Source organism: Treponema pectinovorum (assembly GCF_900497595.1).
Taxonomy (GTDB): Bacteria; Spirochaetota; Spirochaetia; order Treponematales; family Treponemataceae; genus Treponema_D; species Treponema_D pectinovorum.
This window is the reverse complement of the sequence record NZ_UFQO01000002.1, coordinates 309616-326243: the sequence shown is the minus strand read 5'-3', so window position 1 is coordinate 326243 and position 16628 is coordinate 309616. Positions and strand designations below refer to the sequence as shown.

At 36.4% G+C, this 16628-nt stretch carries 13 protein-coding genes; 6 read left to right on the top strand and 7 right to left on the bottom strand.

All coding sequences use genetic code 11. The features are described 5' to 3' along the window. Positions 1-116 precede the first annotated feature (116 nt). The 5 genes from FXX65_RS03820 to FXX65_RS03800 form a co-directional block, all read right to left on the bottom strand. Positions 117-3287, bottom strand: a complete 3171-nt coding sequence (locus FXX65_RS03820; protein WP_147615168.1) for an efflux RND transporter permease subunit — start codon at positions 3285-3287, stop codon at positions 117-119. A 24-nt stretch (positions 3288-3311) separates the two neighbouring features. Beyond that, positions 3312-4235: an efflux RND transporter periplasmic adaptor subunit gene (locus FXX65_RS03815; RefSeq protein ID WP_147613487.1), complete on the bottom strand. Its 924-nt coding sequence runs from the start codon at positions 4233-4235 to the stop codon at positions 3312-3314. An 18-nt stretch (positions 4236-4253) separates the two neighbouring features. Further along, on the bottom strand, positions 4254-5627 hold the full coding sequence (locus FXX65_RS03810; RefSeq protein ID WP_147615167.1) for a TolC family protein: 1374 nt from the start codon (positions 5625-5627) through the stop codon (positions 4254-4256). Positions 5628-5705: 78 nt separating this feature from the next. Beyond that, positions 5706-6980, bottom strand: coding sequence for a TetR/AcrR family transcriptional regulator (locus FXX65_RS03805; RefSeq protein WP_147615166.1), 1275 nt, complete (start codon positions 6978-6980; stop codon positions 5706-5708). A gap of 71 nt (positions 6981-7051) precedes the next feature. After that, positions 7052-7687, bottom strand: coding sequence for a tetratricopeptide repeat protein (locus FXX65_RS03800; protein WP_187116207.1), 636 nt, complete (start codon positions 7685-7687; stop codon positions 7052-7054). A gap of 271 nt (positions 7688-7958) precedes the next feature. Here FXX65_RS03800 and FXX65_RS03795 point away from each other — a divergent pair, with 271 nt between their 5' ends. The 5 genes from FXX65_RS03795 to FXX65_RS03775 all read left to right on the top strand — a co-directional run bounded on the left by FXX65_RS03795 (position 7959) and on the right by FXX65_RS03775 (position 13684). Then, positions 7959-8774, top strand: coding sequence for a gluconate 5-dehydrogenase (locus FXX65_RS03795; RefSeq protein ID WP_147615164.1), 816 nt, complete (start codon positions 7959-7961; stop codon positions 8772-8774). A gap of 96 nt (positions 8775-8870) precedes the next feature. After that, positions 8871-9341 (top strand): hypothetical protein, encoded by a 471-nt coding sequence (locus FXX65_RS03790; protein WP_147615163.1) that lies wholly within the window; start codon positions 8871-8873, stop codon positions 9339-9341. A gap of 37 nt (positions 9342-9378) precedes the next feature. Then, entirely contained in the window at positions 9379-10602 is a 1224-nt protein-coding gene (locus tag FXX65_RS03785) for a 6-phosphofructokinase (protein WP_147615162.1), read from the top strand. Between the two features lie 89 nt (positions 10603-10691). Next, the gene (locus tag FXX65_RS03780; protein ID WP_147615161.1) at positions 10692-12527 is read left to right on the top strand and encodes a proline--tRNA ligase; all 1836 of its coding nucleotides are present in this window, start codon (positions 10692-10694) and stop codon (positions 12525-12527) included. Positions 12528-12592: 65 nt separating this feature from the next. Beyond that, positions 12593-13684 (top strand): hypothetical protein, encoded by a 1092-nt coding sequence (locus FXX65_RS03775; RefSeq protein WP_147615160.1) that lies wholly within the window; start codon positions 12593-12595, stop codon positions 13682-13684. A 2-nt stretch (positions 13685-13686) separates the two neighbouring features. On the opposite strand, the gene FXX65_RS03770 is transcribed toward FXX65_RS03775, so the two are convergent. Continuing rightward, entirely contained in the window at positions 13687-14589 is a 903-nt protein-coding gene (locus tag FXX65_RS03770; protein ID WP_147615159.1) for a GerMN domain-containing protein, read from the bottom strand. Between the two features lie 118 nt (positions 14590-14707). On the opposite strand from FXX65_RS03770, the gene FXX65_RS03765 reads away from it, so the two are divergent. Then, a complete protein-coding gene (locus tag FXX65_RS03765) occupies positions 14708-15754 on the top strand; it encodes a sugar kinase (protein WP_147613478.1) in 1047 nt (348 codons plus the stop codon). A 100-nt stretch (positions 15755-15854) separates the two neighbouring features. On the opposite strand, the gene FXX65_RS03760 is transcribed toward FXX65_RS03765, so the two are convergent. Then, positions 15855-16625, bottom strand: coding sequence for a TrmH family RNA methyltransferase (locus tag FXX65_RS03760; RefSeq protein ID WP_147615158.1), 771 nt, complete (start codon positions 16623-16625; stop codon positions 15855-15857). Between the last annotated feature and the right edge of the window lie 3 nt (positions 16626-16628).

The following is a 16628-nucleotide window of genomic DNA, read 5'->3' as shown; positions in this document are numbered from 1 at the left end:
GGCAAGTTTCGTGATTTGCGTTTTGAACTCTGCTAAACCATCCAATTAAAATTGCAATATAAATGGATAAAACCTGCATATTCAATTTATATCGCAAGGTTCTATCCAAATAAAAGCTAACTGTTTTGTTCAATTTTTGCTTCTAAGGCTTTTTGTTTTTCCGCTTTTTTTGCCGCTTTTTTTAGGCGACGATTGTTGAATATAAAGTAGATTGAAGGCATTAAGAAAAGCGTCATTATTGAACCAAATGTCATTCCGCCAAATACCGTAAGCGAAATTGGCTGCATTGAAGATGAACCTTCGCCTGGGAAAAATGCCATTGGCATGAGCGAAATTACAGTTGTTAAAGTGGACATCAAAATTGGACGCAAACGATTTCGCGCCGCTTGAACGCACGCTTCTTCAAGTTCTAAGCCTCTTTTGCGCAAAAGATTTGTATAATCGACAAGTACAATTCCGTTATTTACGATTGTTCCTACAAGAACCAGCATACCCATAATCGTTACGACATTGAGTTGATTTCTCGTTATCGCGTAGATTGTGATTACACCAATAAACGAAAGCGGAATCGTCAAAATTACGATAAATGGATCGAGTATCGATTCAAATTGAGAAGCCATAACGATAAAAACCAAAAAGGCTGCAAGTATAATGATAAGCCCAAAATTCTTTACAGCATCAATCATGTCTTCAAGGTCGCCCGAATAAGAAATCATGACTCCTTCTTCTTTTGCAACATTTTCGCCTATAAGTTTTTCAACCTTGCGTTGAACGTCCGCAATAGAAAGTCCTTCCACTGGATTTGCTGTTACGTGGATTACGCGCGCTTGATTTTCGCGGTAAATTGTTACAGGCGCCTTTGCTTCTTCATAGTGTGCAAAACTTGAAAGAGGAATGCGATTTCCATTGGATGTTACCATCGATATAGAATCCAAGTCCGAAAGTCTACCTCTATCTTTTTCTGAAACACGAACTATAACATCTATGTCATCACCATTTTTTGTAAAGCGACTTGCTGTAGTTCCACTTATTACACCCGAAATTTCAGAACCTACAGAAGCAATATTTAACCCAAACTCCTGCATTCGCTCTCGGTCAAAAATGATGTTTGCCTGTGGAAGTCCATCTTCAAGTTCAGAATTAACTTCGCTAACCCACTCGCTGCCCTTTTCTTTTAGTAAATTCGCAATTTGTCTTGCAGTGCTCATAACTTTATTCAAGTCGTCGGATTTTACATCTACAGAAACACCAGAAGACTTTGAAGGTCTGTTTGCATTCGTTCCAAACTGAACAGAAACGCCTGGATACATCGTAAAATATTTTCTGAGCTTAGACTTTGCAGTTTTTTCACTTTCATAACCCGATTTTCTATCTTTTGGTTCGTAAAGAGAAAAAGTTACAGAGCCCTTATTTGTTTCGGAAGTGGAAGACATCACGCTTGTTCCGCCAACGCTTACAGTTGTATATTTTATTCCGTTTAACTCTTTTAAAGCCGAATTTTCAAATTCTCGCAGAGTATCTTCTGTTACAGAAAGCTTTGTTCCTTTTGGAAATTCAAATTCAACTGTTACAGTGTTTGACGCCGCGGCAGGCATAAAGATAAATCCGATGAATTTTATAGCAACCATCGAAATTACAAAAAGCCCCATTATCGAAAAAATGCACATCTTTTTGTGATGTAAAACGAAAGTTACGCCTTTTGCATATTTTTCATCGAGGCGTTCAAAAAAATCTCCCAATATTTTGTTTGCTCCATAGGTGAATTTTGAACTTTCGTTTCGTTTTGCTCCAACTTTTTTTACATATTTTGAACACATAACAGGAACAAGTGCGATTGCGACAAGCAAAGATGATAGAAGTGAAAAAATTATGGAGTAAGCCAAATCGTTAAACATCTGCCCCATCATTCCAAGTTTTTTCTTGAATACGAGCATCGGCAAAAATATACAAACGGTTGTTAAAGTTGAACCCATTATTGAAGTTATCATTTCCTGAGAACCTAAAACTGCTGCAACTCTAGGTTTTGCGTCTCGTTGAATATAAGAATAGATATTCTCCAAAACGACGATTGAGTTATCAACCAACATACCAATGCCAAGCAAAAGTCCTGCCATCGAAATCATATTTATGGAAATTCCCCACAGATACATACAGATCAAAGTTATCAATACTGAAAGAGGAATTGAAAGTCCAACGATTAAAGTTGATTTTACAGAACGCAAAAATATAAACAAAACAGCGATTGCAAGCAATGCCCCTTGAACTACTGAGTTTACTACTTCAGATATAGTCTGAGAGATTACATCAACAGTGTTAGAAGTTTCCAAGAGTTCTATGCTTTCTGGCAATTCTTCTTTTAATTTTAAAATTTGCTTTCTTACATTCTCCGCAGCAGAAACGGAATTTTTTCCAGACTGCTTTGTAAGGGTTATCATTACACAGGGATTTCCGTCCAAATACGCCAAGGTGGATTCATCTTTATAGCCTTCGTAAACATCTGCTATATCTCTAAGTCTGATTGTTTTTAATGCATAATCAGAACCTGCTTTATATGAAATTACAGTGTTTTCGAGGTCTGCAATAGTTTTGTATTTTCCATCGTTTTTAATCGTATAATTTATATCGCCAGAAGTTATAGTTCCGCCAGAAGACTGAATATTTTGAACGCCAATCATCTGCGCAATGGAACTTATAGTAAGACCATAGGCTTCGAGTCTGTCGCGAGGAATATCAACATTTATTGAACTTTCTCTTCCGCCAGAAATTGTAGCAGATGCAATTCCATCTATCTGTTCAAGTTTTGGTTTTATCGTATCCTTTGCCAAAGCCCTCAGTTCTTCTGGAGTACGCTCGCCCCGCAATGCCAAAGTCATTATAGGAATCATCGAAGGATCGATTTTTATTGTTACAGGAGAATTTGCGGATTTTGGCAGATAGTTGCGGACCATATCAATTTTGTCACGAACATCTCCACCGGCAGCATCCAAATTCGTTCCGTAATTGAATTCAAGAAATATAAAAGAAATTCCAGCCATAGAACGCGACTGTATTTTCTTTAGCCCGGAAACACCAGAAAGAGAACTTTCCAAAGTCGCGGTAACGCTCTGCTCAACTTCTTCAGGACCTGCGTTATCGTAAGAAGTGTAGACAAGCATATAAGGCAAATCCATATCTGGATACATATCTACAGGAAGTTGTGTCGTACAAAAAATACCCAAAACTATTGCAAGAATAAACAACAGTTGGGTTGTTACGGGTTTATTTACACACTTTTCGGAAAAGGTCATATAAATCTCCAATAATGATTGCAACTATTCTGCTTGACGGCTGAAAGTTACGTTTACCTTTGCACCGTCGCTCAAAAGGGACATTCCCTTGATTACGATTTCATCACCGACTTTTAAGCCTTGTGAAATTTCTGTTTTGTTATCTACTGTAATTCCTACTGTAACAGGAACAAATTTTACAGTTGATTTTTTATCTGTATGAGGTTCAACAACATAAATGTAATTTTTTGAATCTCGCGTTATGATTGCACTTGAAGGAACTACGATTGCATTTTTTACAGAATCGGTAATCAATTTTACTCGACCATACATTCCAACTTTTACACGAGAATCTTCCTTATCGAATCTGAGTTTTACACCCATCGTTCTAGTAGAAGTATCTAGAACAGGGCTTACTTCAAAAACTGTAGCAGGAAATTCAACGCTAGGATAAGCGTCAAAAGTTATGATTGCTTTTTGTTTTGCAGAAATACGGCTTATAAAACGTTCTGCAATGTTTATTTTTACCTCAAGGTCATCAGTGCGCGCAACATTTGCAATAGGAGATGACTGGCTTACGGTTGAGCCAACAGTAGTTGGAATAGAGATTATCCTTCCAGAAATTGGAGAATTAACAGGGCTATCATTATAAATTGCACCGACTCTAAGCGGATTTACATAAGCGATTGTCTGCCCTCTTTTTACAAGGTCGCCAACGCTAACCAAAATATTTGTAACTTTTCCGCCTTGATCTGGCAGCACAGAAACAGAATTCACAGATGCAATATCTCCTCCAAATTCAAGATATTCATCCAAATTGCCAGCGACGGTTTTCAAAGTACTTACTGCAAAAAGCTGTTCTTCAGTTTCGCCTTTGTTTTGAACCTGATTTTTTGGTGAACAACCAATTACAAGCAATAAAGCAAAAAGCATTGCACCTGTCGTAAATATAATTTTAGAAATTTTCATAAATCCTCCAATAAGTCCTTATTTTGCGTTTTCAATATCATTTTTAGTTGTGGAAAGTTTTACATTCAATGTATTTTCCAAATCCATAAGAGCAGAAATATATTGATACTTTTGATTTAACTGCCCCAATTTTGCTTTATTCAAGGAATTTTCAGAATCTCGCAAATCCAAAAGTTCCGTAGTGCCGTTTCTGTACGAGCGATACTGCATATCGTAAGCCTTTTGTGCAAGTTGAACAGACCGATTCATATTTTCTATCTGCTGCTTTGCTTGGTTCAAAGTGTCCACGGCTTTTCGAACCTGAACTTTTTGATTTTCTTTTAGAGTTTCAAGGCTGAGTTTTATCTTTGCAAGATTTTGATTGTAATCTCTAGCCTGCTGCCTGTTTGCAGACCAAGGAAGCATATTCGTTATATTCCATGCAAGTGTAAATCTCAGAGCACCGCTATCATACCAACTTTTATCCTTCCCCAAATCGTTATAAAAATGAAATGCACCCTCGCTTCCAACATAAGCTGGTTGCCAACCATAACTCAAAGCAAGCGCTGGAGTCCAGGTACTCAAATCAAGAGCGTTCAATCCTATTTTTATTGAATCAATGCTATTTTCCAAAGATTTTATTTTCAAATCTCTGTTACCATATTTTGAAAGCAAGACTTCTGCGTCTGCATCGATATAGGTTGGCTCGATAGAACCGTTCAGTTCGATTTTTGTGCCAACAGGCATTCCCAAAAGAAATGCAAAAGTATCAAATTGCTGGTTTAACGCCTGCTCCGCAGAATCAACTTCTGGCTTGGAGTTTTCATAGTTTACCTGAGTTTGCAACAAACTTATTTCTGGAACAAGACCATTTTTAAAATTGGCTTCTGCCTGAACCATTCTCTGCCGTGCGTTCTCTAAGGTTGTTTTTTTGATTTTTAGATTTTCCTGTTGCAGAAACAAAGCATAGTAGAGTTTTTTTATGCTCATTAAAGTTTCGTTTTGGCTTTGCTCCCAAGAAATTTTTTGCCCTTCGTATGCTGATTTTGCAGCCTTAATTTGAGCGATATATGCAAGCGAAAAATTCCAACTAACGCTCACAGAACCAACTGTAGACCACCTCGATTCTTCATTTGCAAAGTCTGGGAGACCTGGGGTTTGCTCAGTCGTTCTGCTCATTGCTCCACTGGCACTTATACTTGGCAAAAAAACATTCCAACTTACATCAGACGCTCGTTTCTTTATCTCAAGATCAATTTCATTCGATTTTAAAGTTCGACTGTTTTTTAACGCATAATCAACAACCTGCTCAATCGTAAGCGAAACTGTCTGATTTTTTGTAGATGATGTTTCTTGAGCAAAAACACCCAAAAAACAAAGATAAAAGCTCATCGCCATAATTATTTTTTTCATATATCTCTCAACCTCCAAAATTCTCTATATTTTTCTCAGCTAAATTTCATTAAACAAAAGTTTGTCTAAACTCATCGTTCATTCTCTGCAAAAATCTGCACCGTACATCACAAAATCAAACATATATTTTAGCGCCTGCACAGTTTCTTCTTCGCTCAAATTGTGCTTTGTCCGCAACACAATCAATAAAACAGGCAAAATTCCAATCCAAAAAGTTAAATATTTAGGCAAAAGAGGAAATCCCAAATCTATTTCTTTTAATTCATTACCCAATTTTGCTTCCCAGATATTATTTGCCAATCCATCATCTTCATCATGAAAAGGAGGTTCTGTTCCGCTTTGCAAAAGCCAGCCACAAATCGGAAGAATCGTCGTTCTGCTTAAAAAGTAGGAAATCTCCGTGCGCATATTTATGTAAGTAAATTCTGAATAATTTTTTGCTTCTGAAAAATTTTCCTCACAAATCGTTTTTAAAAGGTTCAATTCCTTAGAAAGAAGTGAATAAATCATTTCATTTTTATTTTTAAAATAAAAATACAGGCTGCTTTTTGCCATGTTCAATTCTTCTGCAATATGCTCAACAGTAGCACCGTTAATTCCGTATTTTTCTATAACGCTTGCAAAAGCCGTAAATATTTTTTCTTCCAGAGGCAAATCGCCTGGAATAACAGAACAAATTTTATCCAACTCTTTTATTCTTTCGTCAGAAATTTCAGTAGGATATAAAATCGAATTTTCTTTTACGCTTCCTCGAAAACCATTTTCTAAAAATTTTATCAATTTTTCAGAAAATTCATCGACAGGAACTTTATAACCAGTCTGCTCAAAATGATGATGCCTTGCTTTTATAAAAAACAAAACAGAAAGCCCACAATAAAAACAATGTGCGAACTTTTTTATTTTTTTATTTTTTTCGATATTTATATTTTTATAGATTTCTTTGAATTCATCTTTTACGCCACGCTTAAAAAGTTCTTCGTGCATGATTTTGCCAAAATTTTCTTCCTGAAGAAATTGGCGTATAGAGAAATTTATATATTGCTGATTTTCTGCAAAAAAATTTACCACTCCCAAACGTTGTGCTTTAGAAATTGCATATTCGCTTTCGCTTTCAGTTTTTTTTATATTTAAAATATTTTGAGCCAGCACATCAAAAAAAGTTTTTTGCATTTCAACGGCAAGCGACTCTTTGTTGACAAAATGACGATATATTGCAGCCTTTGTTATCCCAACTTTTAAAGCGAGTTGGCTCATTGAAAAATCCTTATACAAAGGTTTTTCGTAAAAAGAAAAAGCCGCTTCCAATATGAGTTGTTTAGTTGTCTTTCCAGTTGATGATTTTTTTATCGCCATAACAGTTACCGAACAGTCGGTAACTTAACTATATCTAAGTAAAATCTCATAATCAAGATGATAACCAAAATTTATTCACAGTTGAATTTTTCTTTTATCAAATCCAGATTTTCGCATTTTAGATCTTTTGCTTTTTCAAATTCCAAATAAGATTTTTCTTTGTTGCCGAGTTTGTAATATGCCACTGCCAAATAAGCGTGAATAACAGCAATCGAAGGCGAGAATTCAACTCCTTTTTCAAGATACAAAGCCGCTTTTTCTAAAGATTTTTCTTCTTCAATATACATCATTCCGAGGCTGGCCCAGGCTTCGCCACGAGTTTCATCGAGTTGCGCCGCTTTTAGATAATTTTCTTCGGCCTTTTCATAATCTTTCAAACTCTGATAGTTCATCCCGAGTGTTATATAACCGCGATAGTCGCTCTTTTTTTCCAAAGATTTTTCCATCCAAATTGCAGCATTTTCAAAATCGCTCTGTGCAGAATAAATTGTAGAAATAAAATTGTAGATAAGTTCGTCAGAATAGCGCCTTTCTTCGTTTAACGATTCTTTAAAAAGTTTTAGAGCCTCATCGTATTTTCCGGCAGAATATGAAGTTACAGCCTGTTCAACCTTTGCATCTCCTGGTTTTGAGCAGGAAAAAAAAGTTGCTGAAATAAAAAGCAAAAATGCAAAGCAAAAAAAATATCGAATTTTCTTAATAATCATAACAGTGAGCATAGCAATTTTATGATTTTATTCAAGAGAAGTTTTGCCACAAACGAATTTCAAATCTCAATATTCGCATGCGAAATTCGCACATAAAACCAAGTTAATTTAAGATTTGTAAAATTAAAATTTCGTAAATGACAAATCGATAGAAAAAATCCGACTCCTTTTTGATGATTTATGAATTTTGGGCAAATGAGTCCTTTTCATCATTGACCTTAAAAACTCATTCTTATATCTTTAAATTATCAAATTTTGGAGGCTATAAAAAATGGCAAAAGCATTTGAAATGAAAGACTTTGACCTTACTGGCAAAGTTGCTTGGATTACAGGCGCAACTTACGGAATTGGTTTTGCGATTGCAAAGGCGTATGCTGCCGCTGGTGCTAAGATTGTTTTTAATGATCGCGGACAAGAGCAGGTAGATAGCGGATTAAAAAACTACGCTGACGCTGGAATAAAAAATGTTCACGGATATGTTTGCGACGTAACAAAAGAAGAACAGGTTATAGAAACTGTAAAAAAGATAGAAAAAGATGTTGGAGTTGTTGATATTCTTGTAAACAATGCAGGAATCATAAAACGAATTCCAATGCACGAAATGTCTGCGGAAGACTTCCGTGCAGTTATAGATGTAGACCTTAACGCTCCTTTTATCGTATCAAAAGCAGTTATCCCTTCAATGATAAAAAAAGGTCACGGAAAAATCATCAATATCTGTTCAATGATGTCAGAACTCGGACGAGAAACTGTTTCTGCTTATGCAGCAGCAAAGGGTGGACTTAAAATGCTCACTCGCAACATCTGTTCAGAATACGGAGCAGACAACATTCAGTGCAACGGAATTGGTCCTGGATACATCGCAACTCCACAGACAGCACCATTGCGCGAAAAACAGCCAGACGGTTCACGCCATCCATTTGACCAGTTCATCATCGGTCGCACTCCAGCAGGACGCTGGTTAGATCCAGAAGAACTTGCAGGACCTGCAGTATTCTTGGCATCTGAAGCTTCAAATGCCGTAAACGGCCACATTCTCTATGTAGATGGAGGAATCCTCGCTTACATTGGTAAACAACCTAAATAAGACTGCGTACACGGATGTGCGCACACTGTCAAAGAGTTTCAAAGAAACTCGGTTTATAAAAAGCCCTGCCAACTTTTAGCAAAGTCGCAAGTTAAGGTGGGGCTTTTTTATTTTCATCTCGATGATTTTTTAAATTTTATTATGGGCGGCTTTTTGCAAGCCTTGCGGCAGTCAAAAATCGGGCTTTTCGGGGTTCCGCTACCGCTACATTGGCGGCAAGCCACCAACGCTTCGCGCCCCTACAATCCCTGTCGCTGTAGCTCGCAGGCAAGATGCGGGGCTACAAGTAGACCCTGCCGCATCGTCGCACAAGGACGTGCGACCTACAACCAAATGTTGACAGTTTTGCAAAAACTGTCGGTTAAAGAAAAACACGGAAGTTTTTCTTTAACGCCAATCAAAACCACAGTCGCACAAGGACGTGCGACCTACAACAAAATGCTGACAGTTTTGCAAAAACTGTCAGTTAAAGAAAAACACGGAAGTTTTTCTTTAACGCCAATTCATCGTTTCGTTTCATCTATAAATTTATATTTTTATTTCAATTACGAATATTATGGATTATAATCGAGTAACACGAATTGACAAAAATTGGAGAAATTTTATGGTTGGAAATGTAATTGTTGGACAGTCTGGCGGACCTACATCGGTAATCAACTCTTCGCTTGCAGGAATATATCAAACTGCAAGAGATAGAGGCGCAAAAAAAATTTACGGAATGTTGCACGGTATAAAAGGTTTACTCGACCGTCAATATGTAGACCTTTCTCAAAAAATTCATTCGACAATGGAAATTGATCTTTTAAAACGCACTCCGTCATCATATCTGGGCTCTTGTCGATATAAACTTCCAGAGATAAGCAAGGACAGGGCAACCTACGAAAAGATTTTTGAAATTCTAAAAGAACTCGAAATTGAATATTTCTTTTACATCGGTGGAAACGATTCAATGGATACCATCGATAAACTTTCGACATTCGCAAAAGAAACTGGCAGTTCCATTCGCTTTATTGGAGTTCCAAAAACAATAGATAACGACCTCGCAATAACAGATCACACTCCAGGCTTTGGTTCAGCAGCAAAATTTATCGCTGCAACTATGAAAGAGATAATCCGAGACGGTTTGGTTTACGACTACCCTACAGTTACAGTTGTCGAAATAATGGGTCGCAATGCTGGCTGGCTTACGGCTGCATCTGCTCTTGCAAAAGCCGATGATTGCGAAGGTGTCGATTTGATATATCTCCCAGAAAAACCATTCAACATAGATATGTTTATAACACGCGTAAAAGAATTATCTGCAACAGGAAAATCGCTTGTAATAGCAGTTTCAGAAGGAATAAAAGTTCCAGACGGACGCTATGTATTTGAATTGGGCGAACATCTTTCTGCACAAGATGCTTTTGGTCACAAACAACTTTCTGGGACAGCAAAATTCCTTGCAGAAAAAATTCAGCTTGAACTTGGTATAAAAGCACGTGCTATTGAACTTTCAACTTTGCAACGATGTGCAGCACATATGTCGAGCCGAACAGATGTTACAGAAGCGTTTAACGTTGGAGGAGCAGCAGTAAAAGCAGCTTTTGAAGGCGAAACTGGCAAGGTAGTCGTTTTAAAAAGGATTTCTGATGATCCGTACATTTGTGCAACAGAAACTCACGATGTAAGAGACATTGCAAATGTCGAAAAGAAAATTCCGCTCGATTGGATAATAGGCGATGACGGCGTTTCAAAAGATTTAATTCACTACATACATCCACTAATTCAAGCAGAACTAAGTCCAATAATGGTCGATGGACTTCCTCGCCATTTAACCGTAAACATGTAAAATAAATGCTTATAGGGGCAGAAGTTAAATCTTCTGCCTTTTTTTTCTTGGTTGCTACTAAACTTTATTTTCAATAAAATGTAAAAACGATGAAAACTTCAAAATTTTATATTTCAACTCTCCGAGAAGCACCAGCAGAGGCTGTAATTTCAAGCCACAAACTTATGCTTCGTGCAGGAATAACTCGCAAACTTGGAAATGGGCTTTACACTTATCTGCCACTCGGAGTTCGTTCACTTTACAAACTTGAAAACATAATTCGAGAAGAATGGAATGAAACAGCAGAAGCTTTAGAGTTTAAACCAACAGTTATAATTCCTGGAGATTTATGGAAAGAATCTGGTCGCTGGGAAACTATGGGTGCACAAATGCTCAAAGCAAAAAACCGTTCAGAACAGGATATGGTTGTTTCTCCTACTGCCGAAGAAGCCTTTACTGCAATCGCAAGGGACAGCTTGGATTCATACAAACAATTACCAATAAATCTCTATCAAATAAATACAAAATATCGCGATGAAATTCGCCCTCGATACGGTGTTATGAGGGGAAGAGAATTCATAATGGCAGACGGCTATACGATGAATGCCGATGATGAATCTTTAGACGAATCTTACAAAGCATACGAAAAAGCATATTTTAGAATTTTTAAAAGGCTCGGCTTAAAGATAATTCCAGTTCGTGCGGATTCTGGCGCAATGGGCGGTTCAGGTTCCCAAGAGTTTATGGTTGAATCCCCTATTGGCGATGATACTTTGATAATCTGCCCTAACGAAAAGTGCGGATATGCTGCAAATGTGGAAAAAGCAGAATGTGCAATAGACTTCTCTTTAAATAAAAAAGGCGAACGCCCTACAAAAACAGAAAAACCTATAGAGCTGGTTGCCACTCCAAATGTCTTTTCAATCGAGGATATGGAAAAATTCTTCGATGAATCTTCAAAGATGTTCATAAAAGCACTTATCTATCGCGTAATCAATTCTGCGCTGGATATGACAGGTGCAACTGGTGCAGAAAACTGGAAAATCGTAAAAGACCCTTCGGGAAACTATTATCCACTGTCTTATGTTTGCGTTCTTATTAGAGCAGATTTAGATGTTAATGAAGCAAAGTTGGCAGCAACCCTCAAAGCGTCAGAAGTTGTACTCGCAGAAGATGAAGAAATCTTGCAATATGCAGGCGCACCACACGGCTTTGTAGGTCCAACAACTGCAAAGTGTCCGCTCGTAGTTGACTACACAGTTATAAAAGACGGCGAAGCACAGATGCACAACGCAATAGCAGGAGCTGGCAAAGAAGGCTATCACATCAAACATGTAGAGCCAATTCGTGATTTTTCAGCTTATATAAATGCGGATTTAAGAACGGTAAAAGAAGGCGACAAATGCGCTTGCTGTGGTTCAAATTTCTACATCAGAAAAGGAAACGAACTCGGTCATATTTTTAAATTGGGACATAAATATACGCATTCGATGAATGTTACTTTCCTTGGCAAAAACGGAAAACCTCAGGAACCAACAATGGGTTGCTACGGAATAGGCGTTGACAGAACACTCGCCTCAATAATCGAAGCAAATAATGACGAAAAAGGAATAATCTGGCCAATGTCGGTTGCTCCATTCCAAGTTTGCATTGTTCCAATAAAATACGAAGGCGCAATAAAAGAAACCGCCGATAAAATTTACGAACAATTAAAATCTCTCGGCGTAGAAGTTTTGCTCGATGACCGCAATGAACGTCCTGGCGTAAAATTTGCTGATATGGAATTGATAGGGATTCCGTTAAGAATTACGATTGGCGAAAAAACTCTTCCAAATGTGGAATTCAAGCCAAGACAGGCAACAGAGGCAGAACTTGTTCCTGTTGAAGAAGTTACTCAAAAAACAAAACAATATGTTCAACAGGCTTTAGAACAGTTAAACGCTTAAATCAAACTAAGCCTTCACGAAGATTAAAAGCGTGAAGGTTTTTTATTTTACACTTAGGATATGATATGAAAAAAAACGTAAAATCTTTGATTTGCACAATTATTTGCTTTCTCGCAAGTCTTTCAATCTTTGCACTACCAGGAGTAATTCATTCGGTACAAGACCATTCAGGGCAATTTGTTTATTACAAAGATTATTCGTTCGACAGAGAATCCTATTTGGGAATAATATTTTACGACGAAAATACTTATGGCCTTCGCTATTTTTCTCCTGCAAACACAAGTATCCAACCAATTCAGCCTAAAAAAGATGTTTCAATTTTATTTTCGCTAGATTCTACAAAAGACTATGTAGAATTGACTGGCGAACGCTTTTTATCTTTTATCACGCCAGAAGACACAGACATAATAAACTATCTCCATGATATGATTTATGAATTAACTGCAAGAAGACAAAAAGTTGGAGTTATAGACGAAACATTCTCTTCTAAACAAGAATATGAGCAATTTGGCGGAGAAGTAACGATTAATTTTGATTCGCAAATTCCTATTTTTAATATTAAAAACATTGTAAATTCAAAAAATCAAGAAATCTTTTCGCTCATAACCGCTGGGCAACTTGTGTCTTCTGACGACAAGAGCTTTGAAAATTTTGAAGGGCTTCCAATAAAAACTTTAGATGAAAAACATTCATTAAAATTAGACAAAAAAGCAAAAAAAGAACAAATCACATATTCAAAAATTGAAAAATTCGTTCAACAAATAAATTTAGATACACAATGGCAAGCTTCTGCGGAAAATCTTTATATGCTGAACGACGATGCAATTTTGGTTTTAGATGTGATTGAATTGCCAAACGAAAATTCCCAAACACAGAAAAAAGAAATCATAAATCAAATAAAACGAAAATTCATTTTGGGAACAGATTCTTCATACCCTTATAGTGAAATTTTAAAAATCGAAACGACAAAGAATTCTCAAAAATACGAAAATATTTTTTATAATCAAGGCTCAAATTCTTTTACAAAGGATTTTAAAATTTTAACTAAACTCGACCAAAATCATTTTGCATTTTTAACACTTACGGTTTTTCAAGGTGCGTACAGCAAAAACAGCAAATACTTTGAGTCGATATTAAAATCTTATTCAGCAAAATAGTTTTAATTAAAACTTGCACGAGAAAGTGGACTCCCAATCCAAACGCCTTCGCTACCCAAGTATTCTTTTTTTTGTCCTTCAATTAAAAATTGAACGCTGTTAACCGTGCTAAACTCCGTCGCAGTGTAAACGATTTGCATAAGTTGAGCATAATAGCCATCAGGACCTAAAGTATTAAATTCAAAATCCTCATTAAAATTTAAATACGCAACTCCATCGCGGACAGATGCCGATAAAATTTTTGTACCATTCGGAATCAGGCTTCGGTATCCTTTAGAATCTTCCTCAGGAGAGGGACCTTTTAAAAGCAGATTTATGTTGGTCAAAAGAGGAGAATTATTTTTTTCAACCTGACGATTTATCATCTTTCGGCTCAAAACTCCATCTTCTCCTATATAAACAAAATAAAGTTTTTGCTTTGATATAGCAGGCTTTGGATTTTCAATCTTGACTTCATTTGATGAGGAAGTTTTGTCGAAATTTTCAACTTTTTTTTCTGTAGCAGATATATTTTTTTCTTTATCTAAAATTGTCTTTTCGTTTTCGATATTGGTTTGTTTTTTCGATGTCGCAATATTTTTGTTTTCGATATTTTCAGAAGATTTTTCATCTTTTATTTGGAGATTTTTATCGTAATCGATTTTATCGTCGCTAATTTTATCTTTTGGACTAAGATTGATTACAGAATCGTCTTCCGCTGGCAATTTATCTTTATTTATTTCATGATTTTGAATAAATGTCGGAGTTTTTCCAAAGAGCCTTTCAAAAAATCGTGTACTTTTTAAATTCGAATAAATATCGTCTTGTTTTATCAAAAAAACTATAAGCAGAACTAAAAAACCTAAAATCCAACAGGCAAGTGCAAGTCCTGTCTGATTATTTTTTTTTTCATAATTTTTTGCCATAACGTAAGTATAATTGACAGAATTGTAAAAGTCCACAAATCAAAATATTTTATTAAACCGCTTGAGAGACTTCATTTTAAACATTAAACTTATAAAAATACTTTTTTTAGAGGTTTTTATGGCCGACAAAGACGCATTTTACGAACATAAGGAATTCGATTTAATTACTTTTGGCGAAACGATGTTAAGACTTTCGCCTCCTGTAAACGAACTAATCTACAAGAGCGACACTTTTAAAAAACACGCAGGCGGAGCTGAATTAAATGTTGCCTGCGGAGTTTCACTTCTCGGTTGTCGTTCGGGAATAATTACTCGACTTCCAAAAAATCAGTTGGGAACTTTCATAAAAAATAGAATTCGCTCTTCATCTGTCAGTGACGATTTTATAATTTTTGACGAATCCCCAGAAGCACGGGTTGGAATTTACTACTACGAAAATGGAGCCTATCCTCGAAAACCAACTGTTGTATACGACAGAAAAAATTCTTCAATAACAAAGATACAAGAATCGGAAATTCCTTCAGATATCTACGGAAAAACTAGAATGTTTTATACGTCTGGAATCACCTTAGCATTGAGCGATAATACAAGAAATCTTGCCCTAGATATGATAAAAAAATTCAAAGCAGAAGGTGCAAGAATCGCCTTTGACATAAACTATAGAACAAGCCTTTGGGACGAAGATACTGCACGCAATGCAATCAAACAGGTTTTGCCGTATGTCGATGTCCTTTTTATTTCAGAAGAAAGTTGCAGAAGAATGTTCCGAAAAACTGGAACTTTGGAAGAAATGCATCGGGAATTCTGCCGCGACTATCCAAATATCCGTTTGATTGCAACTTCGCAGCGCGAGGTAATAAGTCCAAAAATTCATTCCTTTGGATCAACTGTTTATCTAAAAAGATTAGACAAATTCTATAGAGAAGAGCCTTACCGAGAAATTGATGTTGTAGATAGGATTGGCTCCGGCGATGCTTACTGTGCTGGTGTCTTGTTTGGTCTTTTAAAATATGACGATGCTCAAAAAGCGGTAGAATTTGGAAACGCGACTTGTGCAACAAAAAATACAATTTTCGGAGACCTTCCAGTTTCAGACTTTGCAGAAATTCAATCGATAATAAAAGCTCATCAATCAACTGAAGGGCAATCTGAAATGAATAGATAGTTTTATAAACACAAAATAAACCAAAGCGCGACTTTTAGCGAAATTAAAAAATCATAAAAGTCGCGTTTTTTATTTTAAATTTCAAAAAATCAATATAAAATCACTTTCGCATTTCATACAAAATGATTGCTGCCGCTTGAGCAACATTTAAACTTTCTATAGCTTGAACTTCTTCAGTTGGAAATCCAGCTCCAAACGGAATTGTTATAAGTTCATCACAATTTTCTTTTACTTCCTTTGAAATTCCGTGTTCCTCATTTCCTAAAACTATAAGAACAGGCTTTTTTCCAGTCAAATTTTTTATGTAATCAACAGTTTTCTTTGTATTGACTTCTGTTCCGATTCTCACCATTTTACCTTTTAGTGCTTTTAAAAGATTTGGGATAGATTTTACCGAAAAAAACTCAACAAATTCCATTCCGCCTTGTGCAACCCGATATGAACTCGTTGTGATTGAACTTTGCGCCTCATCTAGAGGAATTATGATATTTTTACAGCCAAAAAATGCCGCACTACGAACTATAGCACCCAAATTATTTGCATTTCCAACCCTATCCAAAAGAAGTGCAGATTCTTTTTTATGCAACCATTCGTCAGTTATAGCTGAATTTAGCGGTTCGATTTCAGGCTGCTCAATCATGGCAACTACACCTTGATGATGAACACTACCACAAATTTTCAAAAGTTCATCTTCAGAAACTTTATTATAAGGCCTTTTTTTGCTGGCAAGGATTTTGCACAAATCCCCAAACTCTCCCATCCTCTCTTGTGTAAAGTAAAATCTTTTTATTTTATCCGGATTTTTTTCTGCAAGTTTTTTTACGGCTGCATAACCACAGACTGCCAGTTCATTTTTTTGAGTGTTTTTCATAGA